Consider the following 24,588-nt stretch of genomic DNA (forward strand, 5'->3'; position numbering starts at 1 on the left):
CGTCAGCTCCGGTCATATGTAGCCCATCGATCTGGCCCCGTGCAGGCCATCCCGCATCATGCATAACGGATTTGCGCCTCGGCCGGTCCTATGCCCGCGAGCTCAGGCGCTGCGGGCCAGCACGCCGGGCAGATCGCTGCGCAGCCACCCGGCGATCCGGGGCCAGGCGTGCGCATGGGTGCGCGCGCCCATGAACAGGCCGAGATGGTTGCTGGGCTCGGACGCTGCCGCGATGAAGGCTGGTGGCGTGCCGACGAGGCCGGCCGTGGCGAGCGCTTGCGTCGCCGGCACCACATCGTCGTCGAGCCCGGCGAGCAGGAAGATCGGCGCCCTGACGTCCTTCAGATCGATCGGGCGGCCGAGCGCGACGAAACTGCCCTCGGCGATCCGGTTCTTCCGGAAAATCGCGTTGACGATCTCGAGATAATAAGTGCCCGGCAGGTTGAGCGTCTCGGCGTTCCAATGGTCGAACCGCGCCAGCAGCTCGGCGCCCTGCGCGTCCGAGAGATCCCGCTGCAATGCCGCCACGATATCGTCGTGGTCAGGCGCTTTGGACCAGAAGCGCAGCATCTCCTCGCCGCTGACATTGCCGCCGCCGCGCGCGACGAGCTGGTCATAGACCAGCTCGGGTGCGTTACGGGCGAGCCGGGACAGCGAGGACTCGATCGACAGGTCCACGGGAGCACCGACGAGAACCAGCCGCCGCACCTTGGCTGGAAAGCGCGCGGCATAGAGCAGCGACAGCCATCCGCCCTGGCACAGCCCGACGAGATCGACCGGAGCGCCGATCTCATCGATGGCGACGTTGAGATCGCCGAGATAGCTGTCGATCGAGAGATAGCGCATGTCAGGCGTCGCCGATCGCCAGTCGGTGAGATAGACCCGGTCGATGCCGCCATTCTGCAGCGACTGCACCACGCTGTGGCCTGGGGCGAAATCGGCGATCAGGGCCCGGTGCAGCGCATAGGGCGCGCAGACCATTGCCGGCTGGCCGGACCGGGTCTGCGAGCAATCGCGCAAGCGCACCGTTGCGAGCTCCAGCGCAACGCGGCTCGGCGTCGTCCATGGCAGGCTGCTGTCACCCTGTTTCTCGGGTGCCCGCTCCAGCCACCAGAAGCAGGCATCCATGGCGAGCTGCGCCGCCGCAAACGGCCAGAGCCGCGGATCATCAGGAGCCTGCCCTGGCCCGCGTGGCGGTTTGGCGGTCTTGTCCACCATGGCTACCTCGACATCCTCACAAAAACGCCTCGAGGCTCACGACAGCAATGCCGAGGTCCCGAAAACTCCGATGGGTCGCCGCGACCGAGCCGTCGAGATCGATGCCGCGACAGGCATCCTCGATGACGGCGACTTCCAGCCCCGCCTTGCGCGCATCTTCCGCCGAGAAGCGGACGCAGAAGTCCAGCGCCAGGCCGGCGACGAAGACGGTCTTCAGCTCGCGTTCGCGCAAATAACCCAGCAGCCCGGTCGGTGTCCGATGGTCGTTCTCGAACAACGCCGAATAGGAATCGATGCCGCGGCGAAAGCCCTTGCGCACGACGAGGCTCGCCCGCGTCACGTCGAGATCGCGATGAAATTCCGCGCCGGCCGTGCCCTGCACGCAATGCGTCGGCCAGAGCACCTGCGGTCCGTAGTCGAGCTCGATGGTCTGGAACGGCTGCTTGCCGGCATGGTTTGGCGCGAACGAGGCGTGGTCGCTCGGATGCCAGTCCTGCGTCAGCACCACATTGGCGAATTTTTGGGCGATCCTGTTGATGGCGGGGACGACCTTCTCGCCACCGGGAACGGCGAGCGCCCCACCGGTGCAGAAGTCGTTCTGTACGTCGATCACCAGCAGCACGTCGCGGTCGGAAATCTTCATCGCCGTCCCATTCGATCTGCCGGGCGCGAGGGCACCGGGCGAGCCAGCTCAGTGTCGGCCTTCCCGCGCTGCTTCGCAACCACTGGCGCGCGCGGCAGCTGCGCGAATTGGTCAGTGCAAGCCGCCACGATGCAACGGTTTGACCTCGTCCGTGTTGACTAGGCGCACCCAAGGGCAGATTCTCGCACCGCCCGCGCCAGGCGGATCGGGTCGAAGGAGCGGAGGACAGGGCTGCCAGGGCCTGAAGGTCGTGGCGGCGATGAGGCCATGAATATCGGCAAGACCGGAAAAATTCTTCTCGCCGATATCGGCGGCACCAATGCGCGCTTCGCGCTGAGCCCGAGCGGTCAGACCGGACCGATCGACTATGTCAAGGTCGCGGACTTCCCGACCGTCCGAGAAGCCATCGCGGACGTGCTGGCGCGCCGGTCGAACGGCGAGCAGCCCCATCGCGCGGTGCTGGCCGTGGCAGGTCCCGTCACCAACAATCGCTGCGTCATGACCAACAGCCCCTGGGTCATCGACGGCAACGAGCTGCAGGGCGCGCTCGGCTTCGACAGCGTCCATGTGCTGAACGATTTCGAGGTGGTGGCCTGGTCCCTGCCCGCCTTGGAGTCTTCCGACCTGGTCCCGCTCGGCGGCGGCGACGGCTTGCCCGGAGAGCCGTTGCTGGTCGTAGGGCCCGGAACCGGATTTGGTGTCTCCTGCCTGGTCGACCGCCATGGTTCGCGATTGGCCGTCGTCACTGAGGCCGGACATGCGACCCTGCCGGCCGAGAACGAGCGCGAGGAGCGCGTGATCGCCTGCTTGCGCCGGCGCCTCGGCCATGTCTCCATCGAGCGCGGCGCCCTCTCGGGTTCCGGGCTGCAGAACCTCTACGAGGCGCTGGCCGAGATCGACGGCGTTCAGGTGCCGCATCGCGATGCCGCCGCGATCACCAAGGCTGCGCTGGAGAACAGCTGTCCGGTCAGCCGCGCGACGCTGGAGATGTTTTGCGCCATCCTCGGCTCGGTCGCCGGCAATCTCGCGGTGACTTTCGGCGCCCGCGGCGGCGTCTATATTGCCGGCGGAATCGTGCCGCGCTTCCGCGAGTTCCTCGCCGCCTCCGCGTTCCGGGCGCGCTTTGAAGCCAAGGGACGGTTTCAGGCCTATTTGCGCAATATCCCGACCAGGCTCGTGATCAAGCCCGATGCGAGCTTCCTCGGCCTGACGATGTTTGCCGAGCACAATCCCGGCTGAGGGCGACCTCCGCGCGGCGAGTTCCCCTCATGCACAGCTGATTCAGCCTACCGGCGGTTCCACGCAGGTTCGTGCTTGCCTGCGTGTTCCCGATGAGAAACAATCTCCCCGTGTGTGGCGTAGTTGCGGGGGCGTGACATGCGTAAGCAGGATCCGGGTTTCGACTATCATCGCTATCACCGCCTGTTGCGCGAAGCGGACAGCGAAGACAAGCGGCTGGCGCTCATCGAGCTCCTGATCGAGGAAAAGGCCCGCGACCAGCTGGCTGCCCAGCGCGCGTCGGACCGCGCGGCCATGACGGCTCACACCATTGCCAGGGTGCTGAGGAACGGCCGCACCCCTGCCGGTTGAGCCCCTCTCCGGCCATGCGCCAAAGGCGCGATCGGTCAGCTCGGGATTTTGGCTGACGGCTCGGGAAACATGGAATCGATCATTGCCTTGAGCTGATCCATCGCGATCGGCTTGCGCAGGATCGGCCTGCGCCGAAGCAGGGACGGCAGTAGCTCCGGACCGTAGCCTGTGGCGAACAGAAATGGCTTTCCGCGACGTTCGATCAGGTCGGCGACGGGATCGACATAGACGCCCATCAGATTGATGTCGAGGATGGCCAGATCGTACTGCGCGGTCATGGCAAAGGCGCTGGCGTCGCGCACATTGTCTGCCTCCGCAACGACGTGGTGGCCGAGCTCCTCCACCATGTCGGCGATCATCATCCGGATCAACGCCTCGTCTTCGACCAGGAAAACGGAGAGTCCGTCCGCCATATCAACCCCGCAATCAGCCTTGCGAAGCTAAGCATAACCGAATTGCGCTGTGGATACACGAATTCGTGGCGGGCGCCGTTAATTCAGACGCGCCCGAACCGATTCAACTTGATCAATCCAGCCCACGCTCGTGGCTGAGGTGCACCATCTCCTGGATGAACACCTGCTTCTGCTTGTCGTCGAGGCTCGAAAAGAGCGGCTCGGCGGCGTCGGCGACGTTGCGCTGATCGGCGGCGCGATCGATCAGGAACTGGGCCTCGTTGCGCATCTGCTCGATGATGTCGTCGGGCGGATCGCGCTTGGCGCGCGCAATCCGCAGGTTGAGCCGCTCTGCGCCATTATGCCCGAGGTAGTGCATCGCGCTCGAGAATCCGTACCAGTGCTTTTCCTGATCCGGCGTGAGGTTCAGCTGGCTCTTGATCCGCTCGATGTAGGAATCGCTGTTGGCGACGATCTGCTCGGCGGTCAGCTGCGGCGCGCCGGGCTGAGTCAGAACCGTGACTTCCTTGTTGTCCTTGCCCTTGTTGTCCTGCGGCGCGTTCTTCGCCTCCTTGGTCGCCTTGGCGCCCTTGCCCTTGGCGCTCTTGGCGTCCTTGTCCTTGGCCCCGCCCGGCTGCTTGGAATCCTTGGCCGTGTCCTTGCCGGCCTCCTTGGGCGGCGGCGCCTGATTGCTATTGTTGCCGACGCCGAGCACGCCGGTGAAGACGCCGACCACGCCGCCGATGGCGCCACCGAGCACGCCGCCGACCGGACCTGCCGCCTTGTTGCCGGCCGCCGCGCCTTCCTGAACGCCCTTGACGAGACCTTGAGCATTCGCCACCGCTGCTGCCCCGAGCAACAGCGCGAGCACGGACCCCAGCGCCAGGCATCGCCGCAGGTGAAGCCGCGCGAGTGGCGCCGGTTTGATCATTCTCATCTCCATCATCAATCTCGCCTATCAGCGGGAGTCAGCCGCCAGGCGCAACTCTATCGTTTCCGCCGCTTCGAGGTCCAGACGCGGCCGATTGCTGTCCACGCCCGAAAAGTCTTTCACGCGAAGCGTTTATCCAAACTGCGGCGTAAATGCGCACGACAGCGTTTGAGACCGTTTGGCGCGAAGTGTGCGTCGCAAAAAACACCGTGCGCCGCGCCTGCAGCCGCATCGTTCGCCACGCATTGCGACGTTTCCGGGCACACCATTAGTTTTAGACGCGAAGCCATTCGGCTTTCTCGACAGATGCGATCAATCATGATCTGATCGCGCTACCAATTTGCCGCGACCTGCGTGAATTGCCTCACGCCTGCCGACGGCACCAACAAGAAAATCGAGCAACAAGAACTCAAGAAAGAAGTCTCAGAGGAAACTCCAACAACAACACCCAAGCGAGGAAACGAGATGTCACGCAAGACACTGACGCGACGTCAATTTGTGGCTGCCACTGCAATGTCCTCCGCGGCGCTGATCTCGGCGCCCTATGTCCGGGGCGCTTACGCCGCCGGCAAGCTATCGATCGGCTTCTGGGACCATTGGGTGCCGAATGCCAACGACGCCTCCACCGCCATGGTCAAAGCATGGGGCGAAAAGGAGAAGGTCGACGTCTCGATCGACTACATCACCAGCAACAACAACAAGATCCAGCTCACGGTCGCTGCCGAGGCACAGGCGAAATCCGGCCACGACATCCTGCAGATGCCGACCTGGTGGCCGCACGCCTACTCTGAAAATCTAGAGCCGGTGAACGACGTCATGGAGCCGCTCATCAAGCAGAACGGCGAGGTCAACGGCACCGTCAAATATCTCGGCCAGGCCGGCGGCAAGTGGCTCGCCGTTCCCGCAATCCCGGGAAGCCAGATCAAGGGGCCCTGCTCACGCATCGATCTGATGAAGAAGCATGCCGGCATCGACGTGCAGGAATTGTACCCTGCCGGCGCGCCCGCAAAGGCGGACAATTGGACGTTGGAGACCTTCCTCAAGGCGGCCGAGGCCTGCCACAAGGGCGGCGTGCCATTCGGGATCGGCCTCGGCGAAACCACTGACAGCGTCGACACCGCAGGCGCGATCTTCCAGTCGTTCGGTGCCGAGCTCGTCAACGCCAAGGGCGACGTCACGGTGAAGACCGATGCCGTTCGTCAGGCGCTCGAATATTACAAGAAGCTGATCGCCTTCCTGCCGCCGGACGCTCCGTCCTGGGACGATGCCTCCAACAACAAATGGCTGATCTCGGGCCGCGGCGCGATGATCCTGAATCCGCCGAGCGCCTGGGCGGTCGCCAGGCGCGACGCGCCGCAGATCGCCGAGCAGTGCTGGACCCACGGCATGCCGTCCGGGCCCAAGGGCCGCTTCGCACCCTACTTGCCGTACTTCTGGGGTCTCTGGAGCTTCAGCAAGAACAAGGAAGCGGCCAAGAGCCTCCTCACCTACCTGTCGCAGCCGTCGTCGATCGAAAAGTTCGTCGCGGCGAGCGGCGGCTACGATCTGCCCGCCTACGCCAACATGACGACGCTGAAGACCTGGGCCGAGGAAGCGCCGCCGAAGGGGACGCTGTATCACTATCCGAATCCCAACAATCATCAGACGCTGTCGATCGCGGCGTCTCCGGCGCCGCCCAAGATCGCGCAGCAGATCTACTTCCAGGCGACGTTGACCAAGATGGCGCTGCGCTATGCGCAGGGCGAAAAGATGGAGGCCACGCTCGCCTGGGCCGAAGGCGAGTGCGAGGGCTTCATGCGGAGTTGATGCCGGGCGAGTGCCAGGCGGTTCACGCTCGAGGCGTGAGCCGCCACGCATCGCGCGCCGCCAATCGAGGAAGCCGGCCGATCGGGCCGGCTTCGCCAGTCGACAATTTCCGAGAAAGCTACGCCATGGCCGATGTCGTCGTTGAGCAAGGTCAAGCGGTCCGTGCGGCGCGCGCGCGCAAGCCGGCCAGCCTTCGCAATGTCCTGGGACGAAAATCGACGGTCGCGTTCTTCCTGACGCTGCCGCTGATCCTGCTGATAGCGCTTCTGGTGCTCTATCCCGCCGTCTACTCCGTCCATCTCGCGACGCTGAACAAGTCGATGCAGAAGTTCGTCGGCTTCGGCAACTTCCTGTTCCTGTTCAAGCGCGACACCTTCTGGATGGTGGTGAAGCAATCCTGCATCTTTGCCGTCACGGCCGTGTTCTTCAAGGCGCTGATCGGATTCATCGTCGCCCATTTCGTGCACAACATTCCGGCCAAGGGGCAGCGCAAATGGCGCGGCATGCTGCTGGTGCCCTGGGTGATCCCGCCGGCGATGAGCACGCTGGCCTGGCTGTGGCTGTTCGACCCCTCCTACAGCGCCTTCAACTACACGCTCTCGTTCTTCGGCATCGGCCCGATCAACTGGCTCGGCGACAATGTGTGGGCGCGCTTTTCCGTCATCCTCGTCAACATCTGGTACGGCGCGCCGTTCTTCATGATCATGTATCTGGCCGCGCTGAAATCGGTGCCGGACCAGCTCTACGAGGCCGCGGCGATCGACGGCGCAAATTGGTGGCAGAAGATTTGGTACATCACGCTGCCGATGATGCGGAACATCATCGCGATCACGGCGCTGTTCTCGCTGATCGTGACCTTCGCCAATTTCGACATCGTCCGCATCCTGACCTCGGGCGGCCCGCTCGACCAGACGCATATCTTCGCCACCTGGGCCTTCAAGGTCGGCATCGAAGGCAGCGACATTCCGCTCGGCGCCAGCGTCTCGCTGTTCATGGTGCCGATCCTCGCCATCGCAGCGATTTTCATCCTGCGCGATGTCTCCAAACGCGGGAATGAAGCCTGATGAGCACGCTTGCAATCGACAAGGCCGGACCGTCGCGCAAGGTCAAGTATGGCAGCATGAGCCGGGACCGCGCCTGGGCGCTGCGTTGGTCCTATTTCTTCCTGGTGCTGTTCGCGATCTTCTTCCTGACGCCGCCGATCTACATGCTGATCACCTCGCTCAAGAGCAGCGCGGAAATATCGGCGGCGACCAATCCCTGGTGGGTGTTTCACCCCACCTTGTCGAACTATGTCGAGCTCCTGACCTCCAACCAGTTCCTGCGCTTCTTCTGGAATTCGTCGATCGTCTCGCTCGCCGTCGTCCTCGTGACCATGCTGATCAGCGTTCCCGCGGCATTCGCGCTGGCACGCATGAAGTTCTGGGGCTCGACGACGCTGGCAACCGGCGTCTTCCTCACCTACCTCATCCCGGACAGCCTGTTGTTCATCCCGCTGTTCAAGATGCTGGCGTTGGTCCAGGACTACACCGGCATCACGCTGCTCAACAGATGGTACGTGCTGCTGTTCATCTATCCGACCCTGACGGTGCCGTTCTGCACCTGGATCATGATCGGCTATTTCGCCTCGATCCCGAAGGAGCTCGATGAAGCCGCGCTGATCGACGGCGCCTCCTGGCTGCAGACGCTGACACGGATCTTCATCCCGGTGGCGCTGCCCGGGCTGATCGCCGCGACCATCTTCGCCTTCACGGTGTCCTGGGCGCAGTTCCTCTATCCCCTGGTGTTCACGACGTCGGTCGACCAGCTCGTGCTGCCGGTGGGCATCACCACCACCCTGATCAAGGGCGACGTCTTCAACTGGGGACAGATCATGACCGGCGCGCTGCTCGGCGCCGCGCCGCCGCTGATCATCTACGCATTCCTGATGGACTACTACATTGCCGGCCTGACCGCCGGCGCGACAAAGGGCTGATGACGAGGAGCTGAAGTTCGATGGCTGACGTTGCTTTGCGGAAGGTTGTCAAGCGTTACGACGATGTCGAAGCCGTGCGCGGCATCGACCTCGACATCGCCGACCATGAGTTCATCGTGCTGGTCGGCCCCTCCGGCTGCGGCAAGTCGACCACGCTGCGCATGATCGCGGGCCTCGAGGACATCAGCGACGGCGACATCATGATCGGCGGCGACGTCGTCAACGACGTGCCGCCGAAGGACCGCGACATCGCCATGGTGTTCCAGAACTACGCGCTGTATCCGCACATGACGGTCGCCGAGAACATGTCGTTCGGGCTGCGCCTCAAGCACTACCCCAAGGCCGAGATCAAGGCCCGGGTGACCGAAGCCGCCCGGCTTCTCGACATCACCGACCTGATCGACCGCAAGCCGAAGCAGCTCTCCGGCGGCCAGCGCCAGCGCGTCGCCATGGGCCGCGCCATCGTGCGCAATCCCAAGGTCTTCCTGTTCGACGAGCCGCTGTCCAACCTCGACGCCAAGCTGCGCGTTCAGATGCGGATCGAGATCAAGAAGGTGCACCAGAAGGTGCGCACCACCACGGTCTACGTCACCCACGACCAGGTCGAGGCGATGACGCTGGCCGATCGCGTCGTCGTCATGAACAAGGGCAAGATCGAGCAGATCGGCACGCCGAACGAGCTCTATCACAAGCCGGCGACGCGCTTCGTGGCGGGCTTCATCGGCTCGCCCGCGATGAACTTCATCCCGTGCCGGCTCGAGGATGTCGCCGGCACGCTTCAACTCCGCCTCACCGACCGCATCGCCTTCGCGCTGCCGCCGGCCCGCGCCGCGCGCTACAACGCGTTGCCGCGCACCGACAAGCTGCTGCTCGGCATCCGGCCTGAGCATCTCACGGAGTCGCATGCGCATCTGGGTCCAGGGGTCGAGACGTTCGACACCGTGCTCGACGTCACCGAGCCGATGGGGATGGAGACGCTGGTCTATTTCGGGCTCGATGGCACGCCGGTCTGCGGCCGCGTCGATCCCAATGCCGGCGCCAAGGACGGGGCACCCATGCGCCTGGCGATGGACCTCAACAACATGCACCTGCTAAATGAGGAGACCGGCGTCGTGCTATGACGCCGCCTCAAAAAGCGCAGGCAGGGGAGCGATGGCGACCAACAAGAAGAAGATTTTCGTTACACAAACCTTGTCGCAAGGGGCACGTGCCCTCCTCACCCAGCGGGATGAAATCGAGCTCGTCGAGTTTCCGAACCTGATCTCGGCCAGGGATTTCGAGGCGCTGCTAAAGAGCCATGCGCCGGTTCATGGCGTGGCACTCGGCGCCACCGCCTTCGGCGAGACCGAGCTCGAGGCCGCCCGCGACATGAAGGTGGTGACCCGCATCGGCGTCGGCTACGACGCCGTCGACGTGCCCGCCCTCTCCCGCCGCAAGGTGCCGCTGATGGTCGCCGGCAGCGCCAACTCGCCCTCGGTTGCGGAGGCGGCGCTGTTCATGATGCTGACGCTGGCCAAGCGCGCGCAGGAGCTGCATTCCTGCGTCAAGGAGGGCACCTGGGCCGACCGCCTCGGCATGCTGCCGTTCGACCTCTACGGCAAGACCGTGCTGATCATCGGCTTCGGCCGCATCGGCAGCCGCACCGCCAAGCGCTGTCTGGCGTTCGAGATGAAGGTGCAGGTCTATGATCCCTACAAGGCAGCCGCCGACATCAAGGCCGCCGGATGCGAGCCGGTCACCGACCTCGACGCCGCGCTGCCTCACGCCGACTTCGTCACCATCCACTGCCCGAAGACGGCGGAGACCGTCGGCCTGTTCGATGCCGACAGGATCGGCCGCATGAAGCCTAGATCCTACCTCATCAACACCGCGCGCGGCGGCATCGTGAAGGAAGCGGCGCTCTATGACGCACTGAAATCCGGAAAGCTCGCCGGCGCCGGCATCGACGTGTTCGAGGTGGAGCCGCCGCCGGTCAGCAACGCGCTGTTCGCGTTGCCCAACGTCATCATGGCCCCGCACGTCGCCGGCGTCACGGTCGAAGCGGTGAGCCGCATGAGCGAGCAGACCGCGCGCAATATCCTGAGCGTGCTGGACGGCGATCCTATCAGGCAGAACGTCATCAACCAGGATGTGCTGGGCTGACGTCGCGATGGCGGGCGGCTCATGCGCCCGCCTTCGGAACGCCAGAAAGCGTCCCATTTTGGTGCAGATCGGGCCCCAACTCAGCCTTAATCAAACGCGCGTAATGTTCCCGGCTGCGGCGGCAGTGGGACAGACTGGCCAACGCGGCGAGCTGGAGGATGGAGCCTTGTCAGAAATCGACCCGACCGACCACGCGCTGGCGACGATCGCCAGTATTTTGGAGAACCCCGAGCCCGTTCTGGTCATTCGCAAGACCGAGACCGAGATCGTGGTGGCTGGAGAGCGCCAGCACGTGGACACCGACGAGGATCAGGTCGTCGACGAATATGCGGCGATCGAAGAGCATCCGTCAGCCGAAGAGCATCATCCCGTGGTCGAAGAGCAGCCGCTGGTGCCCGAGCACACCGATGCCGACGGCTACAGCAAGGTCGGTCCGGGGCCCATGGTCGCGATCCGTCTGAAGTGGACGGTCCATCGCGGCGATGACGGGCAGTACTACGTCCACGAGACCATCGGCGAGCAGTCCGCGCCCGTGGTCAGCGGTCCCATGACAAGCGAGGCCGCGGTGCGTTTCGTCGACACCCAGGAAGACGAGGCGCAGCGGCGCTTCGAAGAGCTGCGCAGCGAGATCGCCGGCCGCAGCTCGCTTGCCGACTACGAGCGCAAGGGCGAAGCGTAGGCCAGCTGGCTTTCACACCAGGTCTCTCTTCACCTCTCCCGTGGGGAGAGGTCGGAGCGCATCGAAGATGCGATCCGGGTGAGGGGTTAAGGTCTTACTGTGCATTGCGGCCCCTCACCCGGATTGCTTACGCAATCCGACCTCTCCCCGCTGGGGAGAGGTGGACATCGAGCCTGCCGCTACTTCCTTCCCAGATAATCCTTCTTCACCAGCTCGACGCCGGCGTGCCGCAAAAGGTCGTAGGCCGTGGTGACGTGGAAGAAGAATTGCGGGACGCTGAACGTCAGCAGCAGCGCCCGCCCCGTGAACGGCAGCTCGGTGCCGTTCTTTAGCCTGAAGAAGACATTCCGTTCTGCCGCCGCATCGATGTCCGCGCGCGGCAAGCTCTCGATGAACTCGATCGACGTTGCGATGCGCGCCTGCAGCCCGGCCATGTCGTGCTCCAGCGCGGGCAGCGCGACCGGCTCGCACTGCGCCAGCAGAGCCGGCGCGACCGTGGCATGGCGGCAGGCCTCGCCGACCTGCTGCGCCAGATCGTACATGTTGGGCGCAAGGCGCATGCCGAGCAGAATCGCCGGATCGAACTTGCGGGCCTGGGCATAAGCGACGCCCTTGTCGAGCAGTGCCGACAGGTTGCGCAAATTGGGCACGAACAGGCCGACGGAGACCTCGTACATCGAAATCGTCACCTCAAGGATTCCCTTCGATTTCTGCCTCGCCAGCGACGGGCATCTGGTCTAAATCCACGTCCGACGGCTGTACAATGACAGCTCGCGCAGGGGTGGAAAAGAGATGATGGTCCGAATATCCGTTCGAGTCTTGGCGGCCTTGGCCGTGATGTTGCTGGCGAGCCTTTCGGCCCAAGCGCAGCAGGCGCCCTCGCGTCTCGACGAGATCGTCAAGCGCGGCAGCTTGCGCGTCGGCATGACCGGCGACTACAAGCCGTTCACCTATCTGGACAAGACCACGCAGCGTTTCTCCGGCTTCGACGTCGACATGGCGGAAGCGCTCGGCAAGGCGCTCGGGGTCAAGGTCGAATTCGTGCCGACGGCCTGGCCGAAGCTGATGAAGGATTTCGAATCCGACCAGTTCGACATCGCCATGGGCGGCGTGTCGGTGACGCTCGATCGCCAGAAGAAAGGCCTCTTCTCCACACCGATCATGCGCGAGGGCAAGACGCCGATCGCGCGCTGCGCCGATGTCGGCAAGTACCAGACGCTGCCCGACATCGACAAGAAGGGCACCCGCATCATCGTCAATCCCGGCGGCACCAACGAACGCTTCGCCCGCGCCAACATCAAGGAGGCCGAGATCACGGTCTTCCCAGACAATACCGTGATCTTCGACGAGATCGCCAAGGGCAATGCCGATCTGATGATGACGGACGCTTCCGAGACACGCTACCAGCAGAAGCAGCACGCCGGCGTGCTCTGCGCGGTGCATCCGGAAAAGCCGTTCGATTTTTCGGAGAAGGCCTATTGGATCCAGCGCGACATGGCGCTCAAGGCCTTCGTCGACCAGTGGCTGCACATTGCGATGGAAGACGGCACCTACAAGAAGATCTACGCGGCCTGGTTCGATTAGGCGCGTCCTCCTGTTGCTTGCCCGGCCAAACTTTGGACCCGCTCCGGGCCTATTGAACCCGGAACCGCCGGAAGACGACTCACAGCAACGACAGTGATCTAGATCACTTTTTGCAAGCGAGCCGGCGCGTAAGCGTCGGTGCGGGACCACCTGTTCAGGAGACGGAAATGAGGAAGCTGTTGGCCACGGCCGCATTCCTTTTGGCGAGCACCGCCGCGCAGGCACAGTACACGTTCGAATATGGCGGGCACACCATCCGCATCGATCCCGATCGCGGCACGGTGCAGATCCCCGGCGTCTACGACAACACCGGCCAGAGCAAGCCCAAGAAGGCCAAGAAGAACGAGACGGCGCCGCAGCAGGCCACGGTCGACCCGCAAGCGCCGGCTGCTCCGGCACCAGCTCCCGCTCCTGCTGCGCCGCCCGCAGCCGTACAGGCGCCCGCTTCTGCCGCCGTCGCACCGCCTCCTGCCCCGCCGGCCCCCCCGCCGGCCGCGACCGCCGCCACCACGCCGGCCCAAACCGCCGTTGCGCCGCCGCCTGCCCCGCCTCCGGCCCCTGCTCCGGCCGAGCAGCAGGCCGCGCCCGCCGTGGCCCCGCCGCCCGCCCCGACCGTGGCTGCCGCTCCGCCGGCGCCGCCTCCGCCGCCCGCCGTGGCGCCTGCCCCCGCTCCCGTTCAGGCTGCCGTCGCGCCCCCTGCTCCGGCGGCTGCGCCGACGCGCGACCTCAGTTCGCCGGTCGGCGTCTGGCTTACCGAGGAGAAGGAAGGCAAGGTCCGCATCGAGCAATGCGGCACCAACCTCTGCGGCTATTCGGTCGACAGCAAGTCGAACCAGAACGGCGAGCAGGTGCTGATCAACATGAGGCCCGGCAAGGACCAGAAATGGTCCGGCCGCATCCTCGATCCCAACTCGGGCTCGACCTACGATTCGACGATTGCCATGAAGGGCACCGACCGGCTACGCGTTCAGGGCTGCGCCTTCGGCGGCATGTTCTGCGGCGGCCAGACCTGGACGCGGGTGAACTGAGTTCGGCTCCGGCGCGCCGACCAAAAAAAGGGGCCCGCGATCCGGGCCCCTTTGCTTTGTCCGCGGCGACGTGCGCTATCTCACAGAGCCTGCCGCTCGCGTGACAGCCCTCACATCGCCGGTTCCTCGTCGATGTCACGATCCCCGCATCATCAATCGCAGGGGCGTGTCATGACGGGATTTCGCAAGGGCCTTTTCGCTACCATTGTCGCCATCGCCTTCCCGCTCACGCAGGCAGGCGCTGCGACGAGCAGCTTCGACGGCGCATGGAATGTCCGCATTGTCTCATCGAGCCAGGCTTGCGGCAACGGCGCGACGGTCGCGATCGGGATCAACAACGGTCAGATCGCATCGAGCAATGGCGCAGTGACGGCGTCGGGCCGCGTTGCCGCGGCCGGCAGCATCAACGTCACCTTGAGCACCGGCATCAAGCGTGCCGTCGGCTTCGGCCGGCTCAGCGGCACGTCAGGCTCCGGCACTTGGCGCGGTGCGATGTGCACGGGCACCTGGACGGCGGAGCGCATGTGAGCATCCGTGTCCCGGACGCGGTGCAGCGTGTAACGCTGCGCCGCTGAGCCGGGACCCAGCATCTCAGTCGCTGAAAGACTCTGGGCCCCGGCTCGGCGCCGCATCGCCTTGGGCGACGCGTCTTGTCCGGGACACGAGAGCGTCAGCCGATAGCCGCGCCGTACTCCGCGTCCGTGACCGGCTCCAGCCAGGTCGAATAGACGCCGTCGAGCGCTTCCTGCATGGCGATGTGGCACATGCCGTTGGTCGGCGAGGCGCCGTGCCAGTGCACTTCACCCGGCGGAATCCAGACGGTGTCGCCGGGACGGATTTCCTGGACCGGGCCGCCCTTGGTCTGAACGCGGCCGACGCCCGAGATGACGTAGAGCGTCTGCCCGAGCGGATGGTGGTGCCAGTTGGTGCGTGCGCCCGGCTCGAATGCGACGCGCGAGACGTTCAGCCGCGCAGGCGCCGGGGCCATGTTGATGGGGTCCTGCCACACGGTGCCGGTGAAGTGTTCCTTCGGCGCGCGGCGGGTCGGCCGCGTGCCGGCGAGCGTGATGTCCATGAGAGTCCTCGTTTCCTTGTCCGTTACTTCTTGCTGGCGGCGTAGCGCGCCTTGGTTTCGGCGTTCATGGGATAGAGGCCGGGCAGCACCGCGCCGTTGTTCACCTCATTCACGATCCAGGCTTCCATCCGCTCCTGCTCGACGCCCTCATTGAGGACATGTTCGAGCATCGCCTGCGGGATCAGCACGCAGCCGTCCTGGTCGGCGACCACGATGTCGTTCGGGAAAACGGCAACGCCGCCGCAGCCGATCGGCTCGCCCCAGCCGACGAAGGTGAGGCCCGCAACCGATGGCGGCGCGGCATAGCCGTCGCACCACACCGGCAAATTGGTGCCGAGCACGCCCTCGACGTCGCGCACCACGCCGTCGGTGACGAGCGCGGTGACGCCGCGCTTGACCATGCGGGCGCACAAGATGTCGCCGAAGATGCCGGCATCGGTGATGCCCATGGCATCGACCACGGCGATGCAGCCCTCCGGCATCGCTTCGATCGCGGTGCGGGTCGAGATCGGCGACGACCAGGATTCCGGCGTCGCCAGATCCTCGCGCGCCGGCACGAAGCGCAGCGTGAAGGCCGGTCCCACCAGGCGCCGCGGCAAACCGGGGCGCAGCGGACGCGCGCCGCGCATCCACACATTGCGCAGGCCCTTCTTCAGCAGGACCGTGGTGATGGTGGCGGTGGTGATGCCGGCGAGGGTCTTGCGGGCTTCGGGGGACAGCGACATGGACGAGAACGAGCTCCGAGGTGCGGGAAAGAACGCGCGCATCTTGCGAGCCGCGAGCTTTGCGTCAAGGGCCAAGAGGCTGGCAATTACGCAAGGCGCGCCGAGCTGTTATGCGACGCGATAACAAGGGTTTATCGCGCGCCCTTGGATTAATTTATTGGACTTGCGGGCACATTTACGCGAAGCAGGGACAAGCGGAACTCAAGGTCGAGCCCGCGTTCCCGAGAAGCCCGATTTCGACAGCGCACTGACAGCTCAATGGCCGCGACGCTTCCCCCGCCCCGCCTTCTGCCCAGTGGCGACAGTGCCGTCACGGTCGAGTTCAGCCGCACCATCGACGACGATGCCAACCAGCGCGTCCTGGCGCTCGACAAGGCCCTGCTAGCTGCGCCCATCGACGGCATCACCGAGACCGTACCGACCTATCGCTCGCTGCTGATCCATTACGATCCCGGCAAGATCGGCTTCGATGCGCTTGGCGAAAAGATCCTCCCCATCGCCACCCGGCCGCTGCCGCCGCTCACCAAAGCGCGCCGCTGGCGCGTTCCCGTCGCCTATGGCGGCGAGCACGGCATCGACCTCGAGGACGTCGCCAAGACGCTGGGCACCACGCCGGACGACATCGTCGCCCGGCATGCGGGCGGCGATTACAAGGTTGCCATGATCGGCTTCACGCCGGGCTGGTCCTATCTCAGCGGCCTCGACAAATTCCTGCACATGTCGCGGCGGCAGTCGCCGCGGCTGCTGACGCCGGCCGGCACGATCTCGATCGGCGGCATCCAGGCCGGCATCCAGTGCCTCGCCGCCCCGAGCGGCTGGCACCTGCTCGGCCGCACCCCGGTCCGAACCTATCAGCTCCACCGCGATCCGACCTTCCTCACCGAGCCCGGTGACCGCGTCACGTTCTACGCCATCGACCACAAGACGTTCGAGGACATGGACCGCGCCGCGGAAGCCGGCGAGATCGTCGCCGAGCAGGTGGACGCATGAGCCGGCTCGTCGTTGCCAGCATCGGCCCTGCCAGCTCGGTCCAGGACGGCGGTCGCCACGGCGCGCAGCGCTATGGCTTGACGGTGAGCGGGGCGATGGACCGGCTGTCGCTTGCGGCGGCGAACACGCTGGTCGGCAACGAGCCGTTCGCGGCCGCCATCGAGATCGGCCCGTTCGGCGCCTCCTTCACCGCCCGCGACGGCGCCGTGCGCGTGGCGATATCGGGCGCGCCGCGCAATGCGGACGTCGCCGGCAGCCCGGTCGCGATGGACACGTCGGTGACGCTGAAGGACGGCCAGACGCTGACGCTCGGCTTTGCCCGCGGCGGCGCCTTCACCTATCTGGCGATCGAAGGCGCCATCAGAGGCGAGAAGGTGTTCGGCAGTCTCGCGGTGAACGCCCGCGCCGGCCTCGGCAGCCCCTACCCGCGCCCACTTCAGGCCGGCGACGAGTTCACTGTCGATGCCGCGAGCGGTGCAGCGGAGCTGCGCATCGAGCTGCCGCAGCCGGCGGCAGGTCCGATCCGCGTGCTGCTGGGTCCTCAGGACGACGAGTTCGACGACGCCAACAAGGCGCTGTTCTTAAGTAGCGAGTGGAAGATCTCGGCGACCTCAGACCGTATGGGCTACCGGCTGGAGGGCCCCGCGATCAAGCATCTGCACGGCCACAACATCGTCTCCGACGGCACGGTGAACGGCAGCATCCAGGTGCCCGGCAACGGCGCGCCGATCGCGCTGATGATGGATCGCGGCACCTCCGGCGGCTATCCGAAGATCGCCACCGTGATCACGGCCGACATCGGCCGCCTCGCCCAGACCTCGGCTGGAACCGCGTTCCGCTTCAAGGCGGTCAGCATGGCCGAAGCGCAGGACGAAGCGCGCAAGTTCGCGCAAGCGATCCGCAGCCTGCCCGATCGCCTGCGCTCTTCCGACACCGTTGCACTCAACATCGAGGCGCTCAGCGATGCTAACGTGGCCGGCTATGCGGTCAGCGCGGTCGATGCCGGGACGTGGCAGGTCACGGCGGAGCCGTAAGCGACAACAAGACCAGAGGCGGAGAGCAACCCATGAAAACAGTCGATCTGAATTGCGACCTCGGCGAAGGTTTTGGTGCGTGGGAGATGGGCAACGACGCCGCCATGATCGAGCTCGCAAGCTCGGTCAACGTCGCCTGCGGCTTCCATGCCGGCGACCCCGACATCATGCGCCGGACGGTGGAGCTTGCGAAGGCGCGCGGCGTCTCGGTCGGCGCGCATCCCGGCTATCGCGACCTGCACGGCTTTGGCCGGCATCCGATCGCAGGGCTCAAGGCCTCCGAGATCGAGAACCTCGTCGCCTACCAGATCGGCGCGCTGCAGGCGATCGCGACCGTGGCCCGGCCACAAGGTCACGCATGTGAAGGCGCACGGCGCGCTCTCCAACGTCGCCTGCGAGGACGACATGACGGCGAAGGCGATCGCCGCCGGCATCAAGGCGGTGGATCCCAGCCTGATCTTCGTCGTGCTCGCCAATTCGAAGCTGGTGAAGGCGGGCGAAGAGGCCAACCTGCCGATGGTGCACGAGGTGTTCGCCGATCGCGCCTATGAGGACGACGGCAACCTGGTCTCGCGCAGGAAGCCGGGCGCGGTGCTGCACGACGCCAAGGCGATCGCCGACCGCGTGGTGCGCATGGTGCAGGACGGCGCGGTGGTGTCGGTGTCCGGCAAGGTCATCAAGATGCGCACGGATACGGTCTGCATCCACGGCGATACGCCCGGCGCGGTCGAGATCGCGCGCGGTGTGCGTCAGGCGTTGAAGGCTGCGGGGATCGAGGTGGCGCCGTTCAAGCGCGGGGCGTGAGCGGGCTCGGTGTTGTAGGGTGGATTAGCGAAGCGTAATCCACCTCTTCTGCTGCAGCCATACAAGTGGTGGGTTACGCCTTCGGCTAACCCACCCTACGCAGACACGTTAAAACGGATGCACCGAGAGCGTCCCGAACACGATCGCCGCAATCACCGCAAACGCGCTGTACATCGCAACGTGGTGCATGCTCGCCCCGGTCCGGCGCGAGAGCGAGCGCGCGTAAAAGTGCAGCCTGGCTTCCGCCGATAGTTCGCGCATGGTCGATCTCCAACGCCCCATTTGCGGGAGTATGAAGGATCAACCAGGGCGGGAGGCAAGATGGCGGCGGAAATAGCGATGAGAGTCCTCTGGAGGCCCCGCATCGCAGGCGCAAATTCTCTCAGGGTGCTGGTTCCGAGAATCTTATTCGTTCAAATCCGAGCCAGTTGGAACCGGCTCGGACGACAGCAGGCTCAGTACACGTCAGCCTGGAAGCGGCCGGTCTTCTTGAGCTCGGCGACGAAGCTGACGGCCTCATCGGTCGAACGGGCCCCGAACTGCGCGACGATGTCGACCAGCGCGCGCTCGACGTCCTTGGCCATGCGCTTGGCATCGCCGCAGATATAGAGATGTGCGCCTTCGGCGAGCCAGGTCCACAATTCGCGGCCGACCTCGCGCATGCGGTCCTGCACGTAGAACTTCTTCTCGCCGTCGCGCGACCAGGCCAGCGACAGCCGCGTCAGCAGACCCGAGGTCTTCATCGCGTTGAGCTCGTCCTGATAGAAGAAGTCGCAATCGCTGCGCTGGTGGCCGAAGAACAGCCAGTTCTTGCCGGGCGCGCCGGTCGCCTTGCGGTCGAACAGGAAGGCGCGGAACGGCGCGATGCCGGTGCCGGGACCGACCATGATGATCGGCGTCTTCGGATCCTGCGGCAGGCCGAAATTGTGCGCCTTCTGCACATAGACCTTGAGCTTCTCGCCCTCGTTGATCCGCTCGCCGAGGAAGGTCGAGGCGACGCCGAGCCGCTTGCGCTTGCCGATGACGTAGCGCACCGAGTCCACCGTGAGTGACAGCTTTCCCGGCGTCGCATTGTGCGAGGACGAGATCGAGTAGAGCCGCGGCTGCAGCGGCTCCAGCGCCTCGACGAAGGCCTCGGGATGCGGCCGCGTGCCGGAAAACTTCTGCAGCGCCGCCATCACGTCGAGGGTCGCGGAATCGCCATCGGGATCCTCGCCTTGCGCCAGCGCCCGCGCCTTCTCGCGGGCCGCGCCGCCGGTGATGAAGGAGATCAGCTCGAACAGCGTGTCGGGCGCCGGCGACAGCGAGACGTCGTCGATCAGCACCTCGCGCAGCGTCTTGCCATTGACTTTGGTCGTGTGGGAGGCACCGAGCAGCGCGATGACCTGGTCGACGAGGCCGACGTCGTTGCGCGGGAAGACGCCGAAGCTGTCACCAACGACATAGTCGAGCTTGCTCTCGGAGAGATCGAACTCGATGTGATAGGTCTCCTTCTCCGACTTGCCCTTGTTGAGAAGACGGCGCGACAGGAAGGTCGCCTGGATCGGATTGTCGCGCGAGCGGCCGGGCTCTGCGATCGTCACGGTCACGGCCGGCGCCGGAGCATCGGGCTTGTCGGCGGTTTTGGCGGCAGGCGCCTTGTCGAGCTCCTCGTACAGCGACTTCAGCATCCGCGCGGTTTCCTTGCCGCCGGGGACGCAGAGATTGAGCCGCGCTTCGCTGCGGCTCGCGATCGCCTCGGAATAATCGTGGCAATTGTAGCCGCACTGGCCGCAATCCTGCTGTGCCATCGCCGCCATCATCTTGCGGCGCAGGGGACGGCCTTCGGCAAGCTTCATCCGCTCGGCGATCGGCATGGTCTGGTCGTGCCACGGCGCTTCGCCGTCGTCGCCGTCGCCGGCCGGCATGACCGCGGCGCCCTGCTCTGCTGACAGGGGCGTCGCGACATCAGGCGAGAGCAGTCCGGCAAAGAAGCCGTTGAGCCAGGAGCGCTGCGCGTCGGAGAACGGCGCGCTGGCGGGAATGATGTCGAGTTTCGGCGGCGGCGTGATCTGGTTCATGCGGACACCTGTGCATCGGCAAGCTTGCGCAGCGTTTCGCCGTCGTGGCGGCGCGCGAAGGCGAGGAAGGTTTCATCGGGCGAGGCGCGATGGGCGAGATAGGCCTTGAGCAGCGCCTCGACCGTCTTCGGCGCGTCCTCGGCCTTGAGGTCGTGATAGACCTCCTGCCCGACATCTGCGTCAGGGCCGAACCCGCCGCCGGTGAAGAGGTGATAGCCCTCGACCGTGTCCTCCTCGTTCAAGGGCACGCGTGCGCCGATCAGGCCGATGTCGCTGATGTAATGCTGCGCGCAGGAATGATGGCAGCCGGTCAAATGGATGTTGACCGGCTTGTCCATGGCGACGCGCGGCTCGCACCAATCACCGATCTCGGCGGCATTCCGCTTGGTGTTGGACGCCGCGAAACGGCAGCCGGCATTGCCGGTGCACGCAATCAGGCCGGCGCGGATGTGCGAGGCCTCGACCGCGAGCCCGATCTGCTTGATGGCGGCAATGGCGAGCTCGACATTCTCGTCGCGCACGCCTGATATCAAGAGGTTCTGCCAGACCGTGAGCCGGATCTCGCCGTCACCGAGATCCTGCGCGACCTTGGCGAGGCCCCGCATCTGATCGGAGGTGAGCTTGCCGAGCGTCAGCGATACGCCGATCCAGTTGAGGCCGTCCTGCTTCTGCTTGTGCACGCCGATATGGGCCATGCGGTCCGCGGCGGGGCGCGGCGCGAAAGCCTCTTCCGGCACGCGCGTAAACGGCGTCTTCAACCGCTCCTCGACCAGTTTGAGGAAGCCGTCGTGGCCCATGGCGTCGAGCACGTATTTCAGCCGTGCCTTGTTGCGGTTGGTGCGGTCGCCATGCTCGATGAACACGCGCACGATGGCGTCGGCAATTGCGGTCGCCTGCTCCGGCCTGACGATGATGCCGGAATATTTCGCAAAATCCTTGTGGCCGGTGATGCCGCCGAGGCCGAGCCGAAACCAGACGCCCGGCTCGACGCCGAAGCCGTCCTTCACCTCATAGGCCGTGAAGGCGATATCGTTGGTCTCTTCCAGCACCGCGATCCTGCCGGCGCCGTCGAAGGCGACGTTGAATTTGCGCGGCAGGCCGTAGAGCGAGCGATCGTTGAGGATGTGGTAGTGCCACTCGCGGGCATAGGACCGCGTGTCGATGATCTCCTGCGGATCGATGCCGGCGGTCGGCGTTCCCGTCACGTTGCGGATGTTGTCGGCGCCGGAGCCGCGCGAGCACAGGCCGAGGTCCTGGATGCCCTCGATCATTCTGACCGCGTGCTTCGGCGGGATCTCGCGCAGCTGGAGATTGGCGCGCGTGGTGACGTGGCTGTAGGGGCCGCAGAGCTCGGCGGCGAGATCGGCAAGGCCCGACAGCTGCCAATGCTTCATGATGCCGTTCGGGATGCGCAGGCGGCACATGTAGGAGTCTTGCGTCGGGGCAACGTAGAAGATGCCGTAATAGCGCCAGCGGAAATTGTCCGCCGGGCTCGGCGGGGTGTTGTCGAGGGCCTGCTGGCGCAGCCGCGGATAGGCATCGAAGGGATGCTCGTCGCGCTTGAACTTCTCCTGGTCGGCGAGCTTCTTGCCCGACGCGATGACCTTGTCCTGCGCCTTGAGGTGCGCGGCATCCGGACCAACAGGCTCGGCATTCGCCTTGCCGCTGCCGCCGCCCAGGCCGCGGCCGACGCGGCTGATCTGCAGGCCGGTCGTGAAGCCTTCGAGATAGCGTTTCTGCTCGTCGGTAAAGTCGACTGAGAGCGTATCGATTTTCATGGTCGGTAACGAAGCTCCTGCGGCCACCTTCGGTGGCTTCGACGGATTGCGCGACCCGCGAGGAACATCAGGCTGGCTCAGGAGCCGGCTTCGTCACCCACGGTCCGATCAGCTTCGTTGCTGCGGGACTTGGCTCAGCAGGCACCTATGACAAGCTGGCCGCAGTGCAACATTCAAGTTGCGTGCCAGCTTGGCGGAAATCGAAAATCATGAATTTTCAGATGGTTATAACGAGGGACGGCAAATGCCGGCACGGGAACTCACCCGAAATTCGAGCACTCAGCTCAAACATTAGCCAACCAACTCACATGCTCAAAACCGAAGCAATTTCGAATCAGGCCTTCCAGCGTCCGACCCCGAAGGCCTCGAGATGTCCGCGGATATCGGCCGGGTCGAAAGTCGGCCCGGCGAAGGCGCCGAACGCTGCGGGAGCTTCGGTGGGCGCCCTGTTGCCGAGCGCCGCGTCGTAGAGATCGGGCCTGAACACCGCCATCGCCGTCTTGACGCCGTCGGGGGTGAGCGCCGTCTGGCCCCAGCGCACCATCTGCGCATAGAGCCAGGCGGCCTGGACCGGATCGGGCCGCCCTGCGCCTTCGCGTCCGACAAGCAGGTAGCGGCTGCTTTCGCGGAAGGTGCCATCGGGCGAGATCTTCAGGCGCCCGGTGAGAGTGCGCTGGATGACCTCGGCGTCGACGCCGATCCGTTCCGGCTGCGCCAGGATTTGCGCCGCCTCGGTCCGGTTCTCGGGATGCTCGATGAACTCGGCGGCCTTCACGGCGGCCCGCACCAAGGCTGCAACCACCTCCGGGTTCTTGTCGGCCCAGGTCTGGCGGACCGCCAGCACCTTCTCCGCTGCCCGGACCAGGATGTCGGAGACGAAGTGCAGGATGTGGCCGATGCCGAGATCGACCGCGACCGAGTTCCAGGGCGCGCCGACGCAGAACGCATCGACATGGCCGTTCTTGAGACTGTCGACCATATAGGGCGGCGGCAGCACCACGAGGCGCACATCCTCGTCGGGATCGACGCCCGCCGCAGCCATCCAGAACCGCAATTGATAATTGTGGGTGGAGAACGGGAAGGTCATGCCGAAGGTCAGCGGCTCGGCACCGGCCTTCCGGCGCTTGGCAACGACCTTCGCCAGCGCCTTCGCCGTCGCCATCGGATCGAAGCGATCGCCGTCGATCTCCTCCATCAGCGCGGCATGAAGCGCAGGCGACACCGTGATGGCGTTGCCGTTGATGCCGAGATTGAAGGGTGCGGCGATCGGCACCTTGACGTGACCGAGCCCGAGCGAGGACGCGATCGCGACAGGCGCCAGCAGATGCGCCGCATCGAACAGGCCGATATTGAGCTTGTCGCGGACGTTCGACCAGGAGACCTCGCGCACCAGCTCGACATCGAGCCCTTCAGTGGCGGCAAAGCCCTTGTCGACGGCGACGATCAGCGCGGCAGCATCGACCAGCGGAATGAACCCGATGCGGAGGGTAGCAGTCATTTCAGCATCTCCGACGCGGTGATGATCGACTGCGCGATCTCGCCGATTTTCTTCTTCTCGCGCATCGCGGTGGAACGCAGCAGCACATAGGCCTCGTCCTCGGTCAGGCCCTTCACCTTCATCAGGATGCCCTTGGCGCGTTCAATGATCTTGCGGTCCTCGAGTTGCGATTTGGTGCGCTCCAGCTCCTCCTGGAGCTTGGCGAAGGCGTTGAAGCGGGACACGCAGAGGTCGAGGATCGGCTTGATGCGCTCCTTCTTCAGCCCGTCGACGATATAGGCCGACACCCCCGCCTCGACCGAGGCCTGGATCGAGGCTGAATCGCTCTGGTCGACGAACATCGCGACCGGCCGCTTCACCGCGCGGCTGACCTGGAACATCGCCTCCAGCACGTCGCGGCTGGGGTTTTCGAGATCGATCACGATGATGTCGGGGTCCGCCGCATAAATACGGGCCAAGAGGCTCTGCATCTCGCTGATATGGACGACCTGGGTGAATCCGGCTTCGCGCAACCCCTCCTCCAGGATCGCGGCCCGGATCGGGCTTTCGTCGACGATCACGATTTTGGGCGACTGTTCGGCGCTCATGGCTCACTCACGGCAGGTGATTCATCCATAGCACGCCCGCGAACCATGC

25 protein-coding genes and 1 pseudogene are annotated in these 24,588 nt (G+C 65.1%); 14 read left to right on the forward strand and 12 right to left on the reverse strand.

From position 1 onward, the window contains the following. Window positions 1-102: 102 nt before the first annotated feature. Window positions 103-1,218 (reverse strand): alpha/beta fold hydrolase, encoded by a 1,116-nt coding sequence (locus tag AB7M16_RS01760; RefSeq protein WP_453942974.1) that lies wholly within the window; start codon window positions 1,216-1,218, stop codon window positions 103-105. A 16-nt stretch (window positions 1,219-1,234) separates the two neighbouring features. After that, window positions 1,235-1,861, reverse strand: a complete 627-nt coding sequence (pncA, locus tag AB7M16_RS01765) for a bifunctional nicotinamidase/pyrazinamidase (protein ID WP_172789625.1) — start codon at window positions 1,859-1,861, stop codon at window positions 1,235-1,237. 267 nt (window positions 1,862-2,128) lie between these two features. On the opposite strand from pncA, the gene glk reads away from it, so the two are divergent. Next, the gene (gene glk, locus AB7M16_RS01770) at window positions 2,129-3,100 is read left to right on the forward strand and encodes a glucokinase (RefSeq protein WP_453942975.1); all 972 of its coding nucleotides are present in this window, start codon (window positions 2,129-2,131) and stop codon (window positions 3,098-3,100) included. Window positions 3,101-3,238: 138 nt separating this feature from the next. Beyond that, the gene (locus AB7M16_RS01775) at window positions 3,239-3,451 is read left to right on the forward strand and encodes a hypothetical protein (protein ID WP_172789623.1); all 213 of its coding nucleotides are present in this window, start codon (window positions 3,239-3,241) and stop codon (window positions 3,449-3,451) included. Between the two features lie 35 nt (window positions 3,452-3,486). On the opposite strand, the gene AB7M16_RS01780 is transcribed toward AB7M16_RS01775, so the two are convergent. Beyond that, on the reverse strand, window positions 3,487-3,864 hold the full coding sequence (locus AB7M16_RS01780; RefSeq protein WP_172789622.1) for a response regulator: 378 nt from the start codon (window positions 3,862-3,864) through the stop codon (window positions 3,487-3,489). A 112-nt stretch (window positions 3,865-3,976) separates the two neighbouring features. Further along, the gene (locus tag AB7M16_RS01785; RefSeq protein ID WP_453942976.1) at window positions 3,977-4,774 is read right to left on the reverse strand and encodes a Spy/CpxP family protein refolding chaperone; all 798 of its coding nucleotides are present in this window, start codon (window positions 4,772-4,774) and stop codon (window positions 3,977-3,979) included. 465 nt (window positions 4,775-5,239) lie between these two features. Here AB7M16_RS01785 and AB7M16_RS01790 point away from each other — a divergent pair, with 465 nt between their 5' ends. The 6 genes from AB7M16_RS01790 (at window position 5,240) to AB7M16_RS01815 (ending at window position 11,376) form a co-directional block, all read left to right on the forward strand. Beyond that, entirely contained in the window at window positions 5,240-6,580 is a 1,341-nt protein-coding gene (locus AB7M16_RS01790; protein ID WP_172789620.1) for an ABC transporter substrate-binding protein, read from the forward strand. A 125-nt stretch (window positions 6,581-6,705) separates the two neighbouring features. Then, window positions 6,706-7,644: a carbohydrate ABC transporter permease gene (locus tag AB7M16_RS01795; RefSeq protein ID WP_172789619.1), complete on the forward strand. Its 939-nt coding sequence runs from the start codon at window positions 6,706-6,708 to the stop codon at window positions 7,642-7,644. Beyond that, complete coding sequence (locus tag AB7M16_RS01800) at window positions 7,644-8,555, forward strand: carbohydrate ABC transporter permease (protein WP_061881679.1); 912 nt, start codon at window positions 7,644-7,646, stop codon at window positions 8,553-8,555. The genes AB7M16_RS01795 and AB7M16_RS01800 overlap by 1 nt, the downstream gene beginning before the upstream one ends. A 20-nt stretch (window positions 8,556-8,575) precedes the next feature. Continuing rightward, a complete protein-coding gene (locus AB7M16_RS01805; protein WP_212257103.1) occupies window positions 8,576-9,676 on the forward strand; it encodes an ABC transporter ATP-binding protein in 1,101 nt (366 codons plus the stop codon). A 31-nt stretch (window positions 9,677-9,707) separates the two neighbouring features. Then, window positions 9,708-10,697: a hydroxyacid dehydrogenase gene (locus AB7M16_RS01810; RefSeq protein ID WP_453942977.1), complete on the forward strand. Its 990-nt coding sequence runs from the start codon at window positions 9,708-9,710 to the stop codon at window positions 10,695-10,697. Between the two features lie 166 nt (window positions 10,698-10,863). Then, window positions 10,864-11,376 carry a hypothetical protein gene (locus AB7M16_RS01815; RefSeq protein ID WP_453942978.1) on the forward strand — a complete coding sequence of 171 codons (513 nt, stop codon included), beginning with the start codon at window positions 10,864-10,866 and terminating at the stop codon, window positions 11,374-11,376. A gap of 179 nt (window positions 11,377-11,555) precedes the next feature. Here the strand turns inward: AB7M16_RS01815 and AB7M16_RS01820 are convergent, their stop codons facing one another. After that, a complete protein-coding gene (locus AB7M16_RS01820; protein ID WP_453947112.1) occupies window positions 11,556-12,053 on the reverse strand; it encodes a DUF1993 domain-containing protein in 498 nt (165 codons plus the stop codon). Between the two features lie 115 nt (window positions 12,054-12,168). On the opposite strand from AB7M16_RS01820, the gene AB7M16_RS01825 reads away from it, so the two are divergent. The 3 genes from AB7M16_RS01825 (at window position 12,169) to AB7M16_RS01835 (ending at window position 14,516) form a co-directional block, all read left to right on the forward strand. After that, window positions 12,169-12,960, forward strand: a complete 792-nt coding sequence (locus AB7M16_RS01825; RefSeq protein WP_172789615.1) for a transporter substrate-binding domain-containing protein — start codon at window positions 12,169-12,171, stop codon at window positions 12,958-12,960. Window positions 12,961-13,127: 167 nt separating this feature from the next. Next, window positions 13,128-13,988, forward strand: coding sequence for a DUF2147 domain-containing protein (locus tag AB7M16_RS01830; protein WP_453942979.1), 861 nt, complete (start codon window positions 13,128-13,130; stop codon window positions 13,986-13,988). Between the two features lie 171 nt (window positions 13,989-14,159). Next, window positions 14,160-14,516: a hypothetical protein gene (locus tag AB7M16_RS01835; protein WP_453942980.1), complete on the forward strand. Its 357-nt coding sequence runs from the start codon at window positions 14,160-14,162 to the stop codon at window positions 14,514-14,516. A gap of 142 nt (window positions 14,517-14,658) precedes the next feature. On the opposite strand, the gene AB7M16_RS01840 is transcribed toward AB7M16_RS01835, so the two are convergent. Next, on the reverse strand, window positions 14,659-15,063 hold the full coding sequence (locus AB7M16_RS01840; protein ID WP_172783782.1) for a (R)-mandelonitrile lyase: 405 nt from the start codon (window positions 15,061-15,063) through the stop codon (window positions 14,659-14,661). Window positions 15,064-15,086: 23 nt separating this feature from the next. Further along, the gene (locus AB7M16_RS01845) at window positions 15,087-15,788 is read right to left on the reverse strand and encodes a ribonuclease activity regulator RraA (RefSeq protein ID WP_453942981.1); all 702 of its coding nucleotides are present in this window, start codon (window positions 15,786-15,788) and stop codon (window positions 15,087-15,089) included. A gap of 258 nt (window positions 15,789-16,046) precedes the next feature. Between AB7M16_RS01845 and AB7M16_RS01850 the strand changes: the two genes are divergently transcribed. The 3 genes and pseudogenes from AB7M16_RS01850 (at window position 16,047) to AB7M16_RS01860 (ending at window position 18,616) form a co-directional block, all read left to right on the forward strand. Beyond that, window positions 16,047-16,778 (forward strand): 5-oxoprolinase subunit B family protein, encoded by a 732-nt coding sequence (locus tag AB7M16_RS01850; RefSeq protein WP_453942982.1) that lies wholly within the window; start codon window positions 16,047-16,049, stop codon window positions 16,776-16,778. Further along, window positions 16,775-17,812 (forward strand): 5-oxoprolinase subunit C family protein, encoded by a 1,038-nt coding sequence (locus AB7M16_RS01855; RefSeq protein WP_453942983.1) that lies wholly within the window; start codon window positions 16,775-16,777, stop codon window positions 17,810-17,812. The genes AB7M16_RS01850 and AB7M16_RS01855 overlap by 4 nt, the downstream gene beginning before the upstream one ends. Window positions 17,813-17,844: 32 nt before the next feature. Beyond that, window positions 17,845-18,616 (forward strand): annotated as a pseudogene (locus tag AB7M16_RS01860) (LamB/YcsF family protein). 108 nt (window positions 18,617-18,724) lie between these two features. Here the strand turns inward: AB7M16_RS01860 and AB7M16_RS01865 are convergent. From AB7M16_RS01865 to AB7M16_RS01885, 5 genes are all read right to left on the reverse strand, one after another. Then, window positions 18,725-18,877: a hypothetical protein gene (locus AB7M16_RS01865; protein ID WP_036028094.1), complete on the reverse strand. Its 153-nt coding sequence runs from the start codon at window positions 18,875-18,877 to the stop codon at window positions 18,725-18,727. 194 nt (window positions 18,878-19,071) lie between these two features. After that, window positions 19,072-20,676, reverse strand: a complete 1,605-nt coding sequence (locus AB7M16_RS01870; RefSeq protein WP_172783777.1) for a sulfite reductase subunit alpha — start codon at window positions 20,674-20,676, stop codon at window positions 19,072-19,074. Continuing rightward, the gene (locus AB7M16_RS01875) at window positions 20,673-22,454 is read right to left on the reverse strand and encodes a NirA family protein (RefSeq protein ID WP_453942984.1); all 1,782 of its coding nucleotides are present in this window, start codon (window positions 22,452-22,454) and stop codon (window positions 20,673-20,675) included. Before AB7M16_RS01875 ends, AB7M16_RS01870 begins: the two co-directional genes overlap by 4 nt. Window positions 22,455-22,788: 334 nt before the next feature. After that, a complete protein-coding gene (locus AB7M16_RS01880) occupies window positions 22,789-23,952 on the reverse strand; it encodes a CmpA/NrtA family ABC transporter substrate-binding protein (protein WP_453942985.1) in 1,164 nt (387 codons plus the stop codon). Continuing rightward, window positions 23,949-24,539, reverse strand: coding sequence for an ANTAR domain-containing response regulator (locus AB7M16_RS01885; RefSeq protein ID WP_036012463.1), 591 nt, complete (start codon window positions 24,537-24,539; stop codon window positions 23,949-23,951). Before AB7M16_RS01885 ends, AB7M16_RS01880 begins: the two co-directional genes overlap by 4 nt. Window positions 24,540-24,588: the final 49 nt, after the last annotated feature.

The organism is Bradyrhizobium sp. USDA 372 (genome assembly GCF_053629095.1).

Coding starts and splice junctions, on each gene's coding strand:
- AB7M16_RS01800 (WP_061881679.1), top strand. CDS start 7,644: ATGAGCACGCTTGCAATCGACAAGGCCGGACCGTCGCGCAAGGTCAAG.
- AB7M16_RS01885 (WP_036012463.1), bottom strand. CDS start 24,539: ATGAGCGCCGAACAGTCGCCCAAAATCGTGATCGTCGACGAAAGCCCG.
- AB7M16_RS01845 (WP_453942981.1), bottom strand. CDS start 15,788: ATGTCGCTGTCCCCCGAAGCCCGCAAGACCCTCGCCGGCATCACCACC.
- AB7M16_RS01825 (WP_172789615.1), top strand. CDS start 12,169: ATGATGGTCCGAATATCCGTTCGAGTCTTGGCGGCCTTGGCCGTGATG.
- AB7M16_RS01855 (WP_453942983.1), top strand. CDS start 16,775: ATGAGCCGGCTCGTCGTTGCCAGCATCGGCCCTGCCAGCTCGGTCCAG.
- AB7M16_RS01820 (WP_453947112.1), bottom strand. CDS start 12,053: ATGTACGAGGTCTCCGTCGGCCTGTTCGTGCCCAATTTGCGCAACCTG.
- AB7M16_RS01875 (WP_453942984.1), bottom strand. CDS start 22,454: ATGAAAATCGATACGCTCTCAGTCGACTTTACCGACGAGCAGAAACGC.
- AB7M16_RS01790 (WP_172789620.1), top strand. CDS start 5,240: ATGTCACGCAAGACACTGACGCGACGTCAATTTGTGGCTGCCACTGCA.
- glk (WP_453942975.1), top strand. CDS start 2,129: ATGAATATCGGCAAGACCGGAAAAATTCTTCTCGCCGATATCGGCGGC.
- AB7M16_RS01805 (WP_212257103.1), top strand. CDS start 8,576: ATGGCTGACGTTGCTTTGCGGAAGGTTGTCAAGCGTTACGACGATGTC.
- AB7M16_RS01865 (WP_036028094.1), bottom strand. CDS start 18,877: ATGCGCGAACTATCGGCGGAAGCCAGGCTGCACTTTTACGCGCGCTCG.
- AB7M16_RS01880 (WP_453942985.1), bottom strand. CDS start 23,952: ATGACTGCTACCCTCCGCATCGGGTTCATTCCGCTGGTCGATGCTGCC.
- AB7M16_RS01870 (WP_172783777.1), bottom strand. CDS start 20,676: ATGAACCAGATCACGCCGCCGCCGAAACTCGACATCATTCCCGCCAGC.
- AB7M16_RS01785 (WP_453942976.1), bottom strand. CDS start 4,774: ATGATCAAACCGGCGCCACTCGCGCGGCTTCACCTGCGGCGATGCCTG.
- AB7M16_RS01840 (WP_172783782.1), bottom strand. CDS start 15,063: ATGGACATCACGCTCGCCGGCACGCGGCCGACCCGCCGCGCGCCGAAG.
- AB7M16_RS01760 (WP_453942974.1), bottom strand. CDS start 1,218: ATGGTGGACAAGACCGCCAAACCGCCACGCGGGCCAGGGCAGGCTCCT.
- AB7M16_RS01850 (WP_453942982.1), top strand. CDS start 16,047: ATGGCCGCGACGCTTCCCCCGCCCCGCCTTCTGCCCAGTGGCGACAGT.
- AB7M16_RS01795 (WP_172789619.1), top strand. CDS start 6,706: ATGGCCGATGTCGTCGTTGAGCAAGGTCAAGCGGTCCGTGCGGCGCGC.
- pncA (WP_172789625.1), bottom strand. CDS start 1,861: ATGAAGATTTCCGACCGCGACGTGCTGCTGGTGATCGACGTACAGAAC.
- AB7M16_RS01775 (WP_172789623.1), top strand. CDS start 3,239: ATGCGTAAGCAGGATCCGGGTTTCGACTATCATCGCTATCACCGCCTG.
- AB7M16_RS01830 (WP_453942979.1), top strand. CDS start 13,128: ATGAGGAAGCTGTTGGCCACGGCCGCATTCCTTTTGGCGAGCACCGCC.
- AB7M16_RS01780 (WP_172789622.1), bottom strand. CDS start 3,864: ATGGCGGACGGACTCTCCGTTTTCCTGGTCGAAGACGAGGCGTTGATC.
- AB7M16_RS01810 (WP_453942977.1), top strand. CDS start 9,708: ATGGCGACCAACAAGAAGAAGATTTTCGTTACACAAACCTTGTCGCAA.
- AB7M16_RS01835 (WP_453942980.1), top strand. CDS start 14,160: ATGACGGGATTTCGCAAGGGCCTTTTCGCTACCATTGTCGCCATCGCC.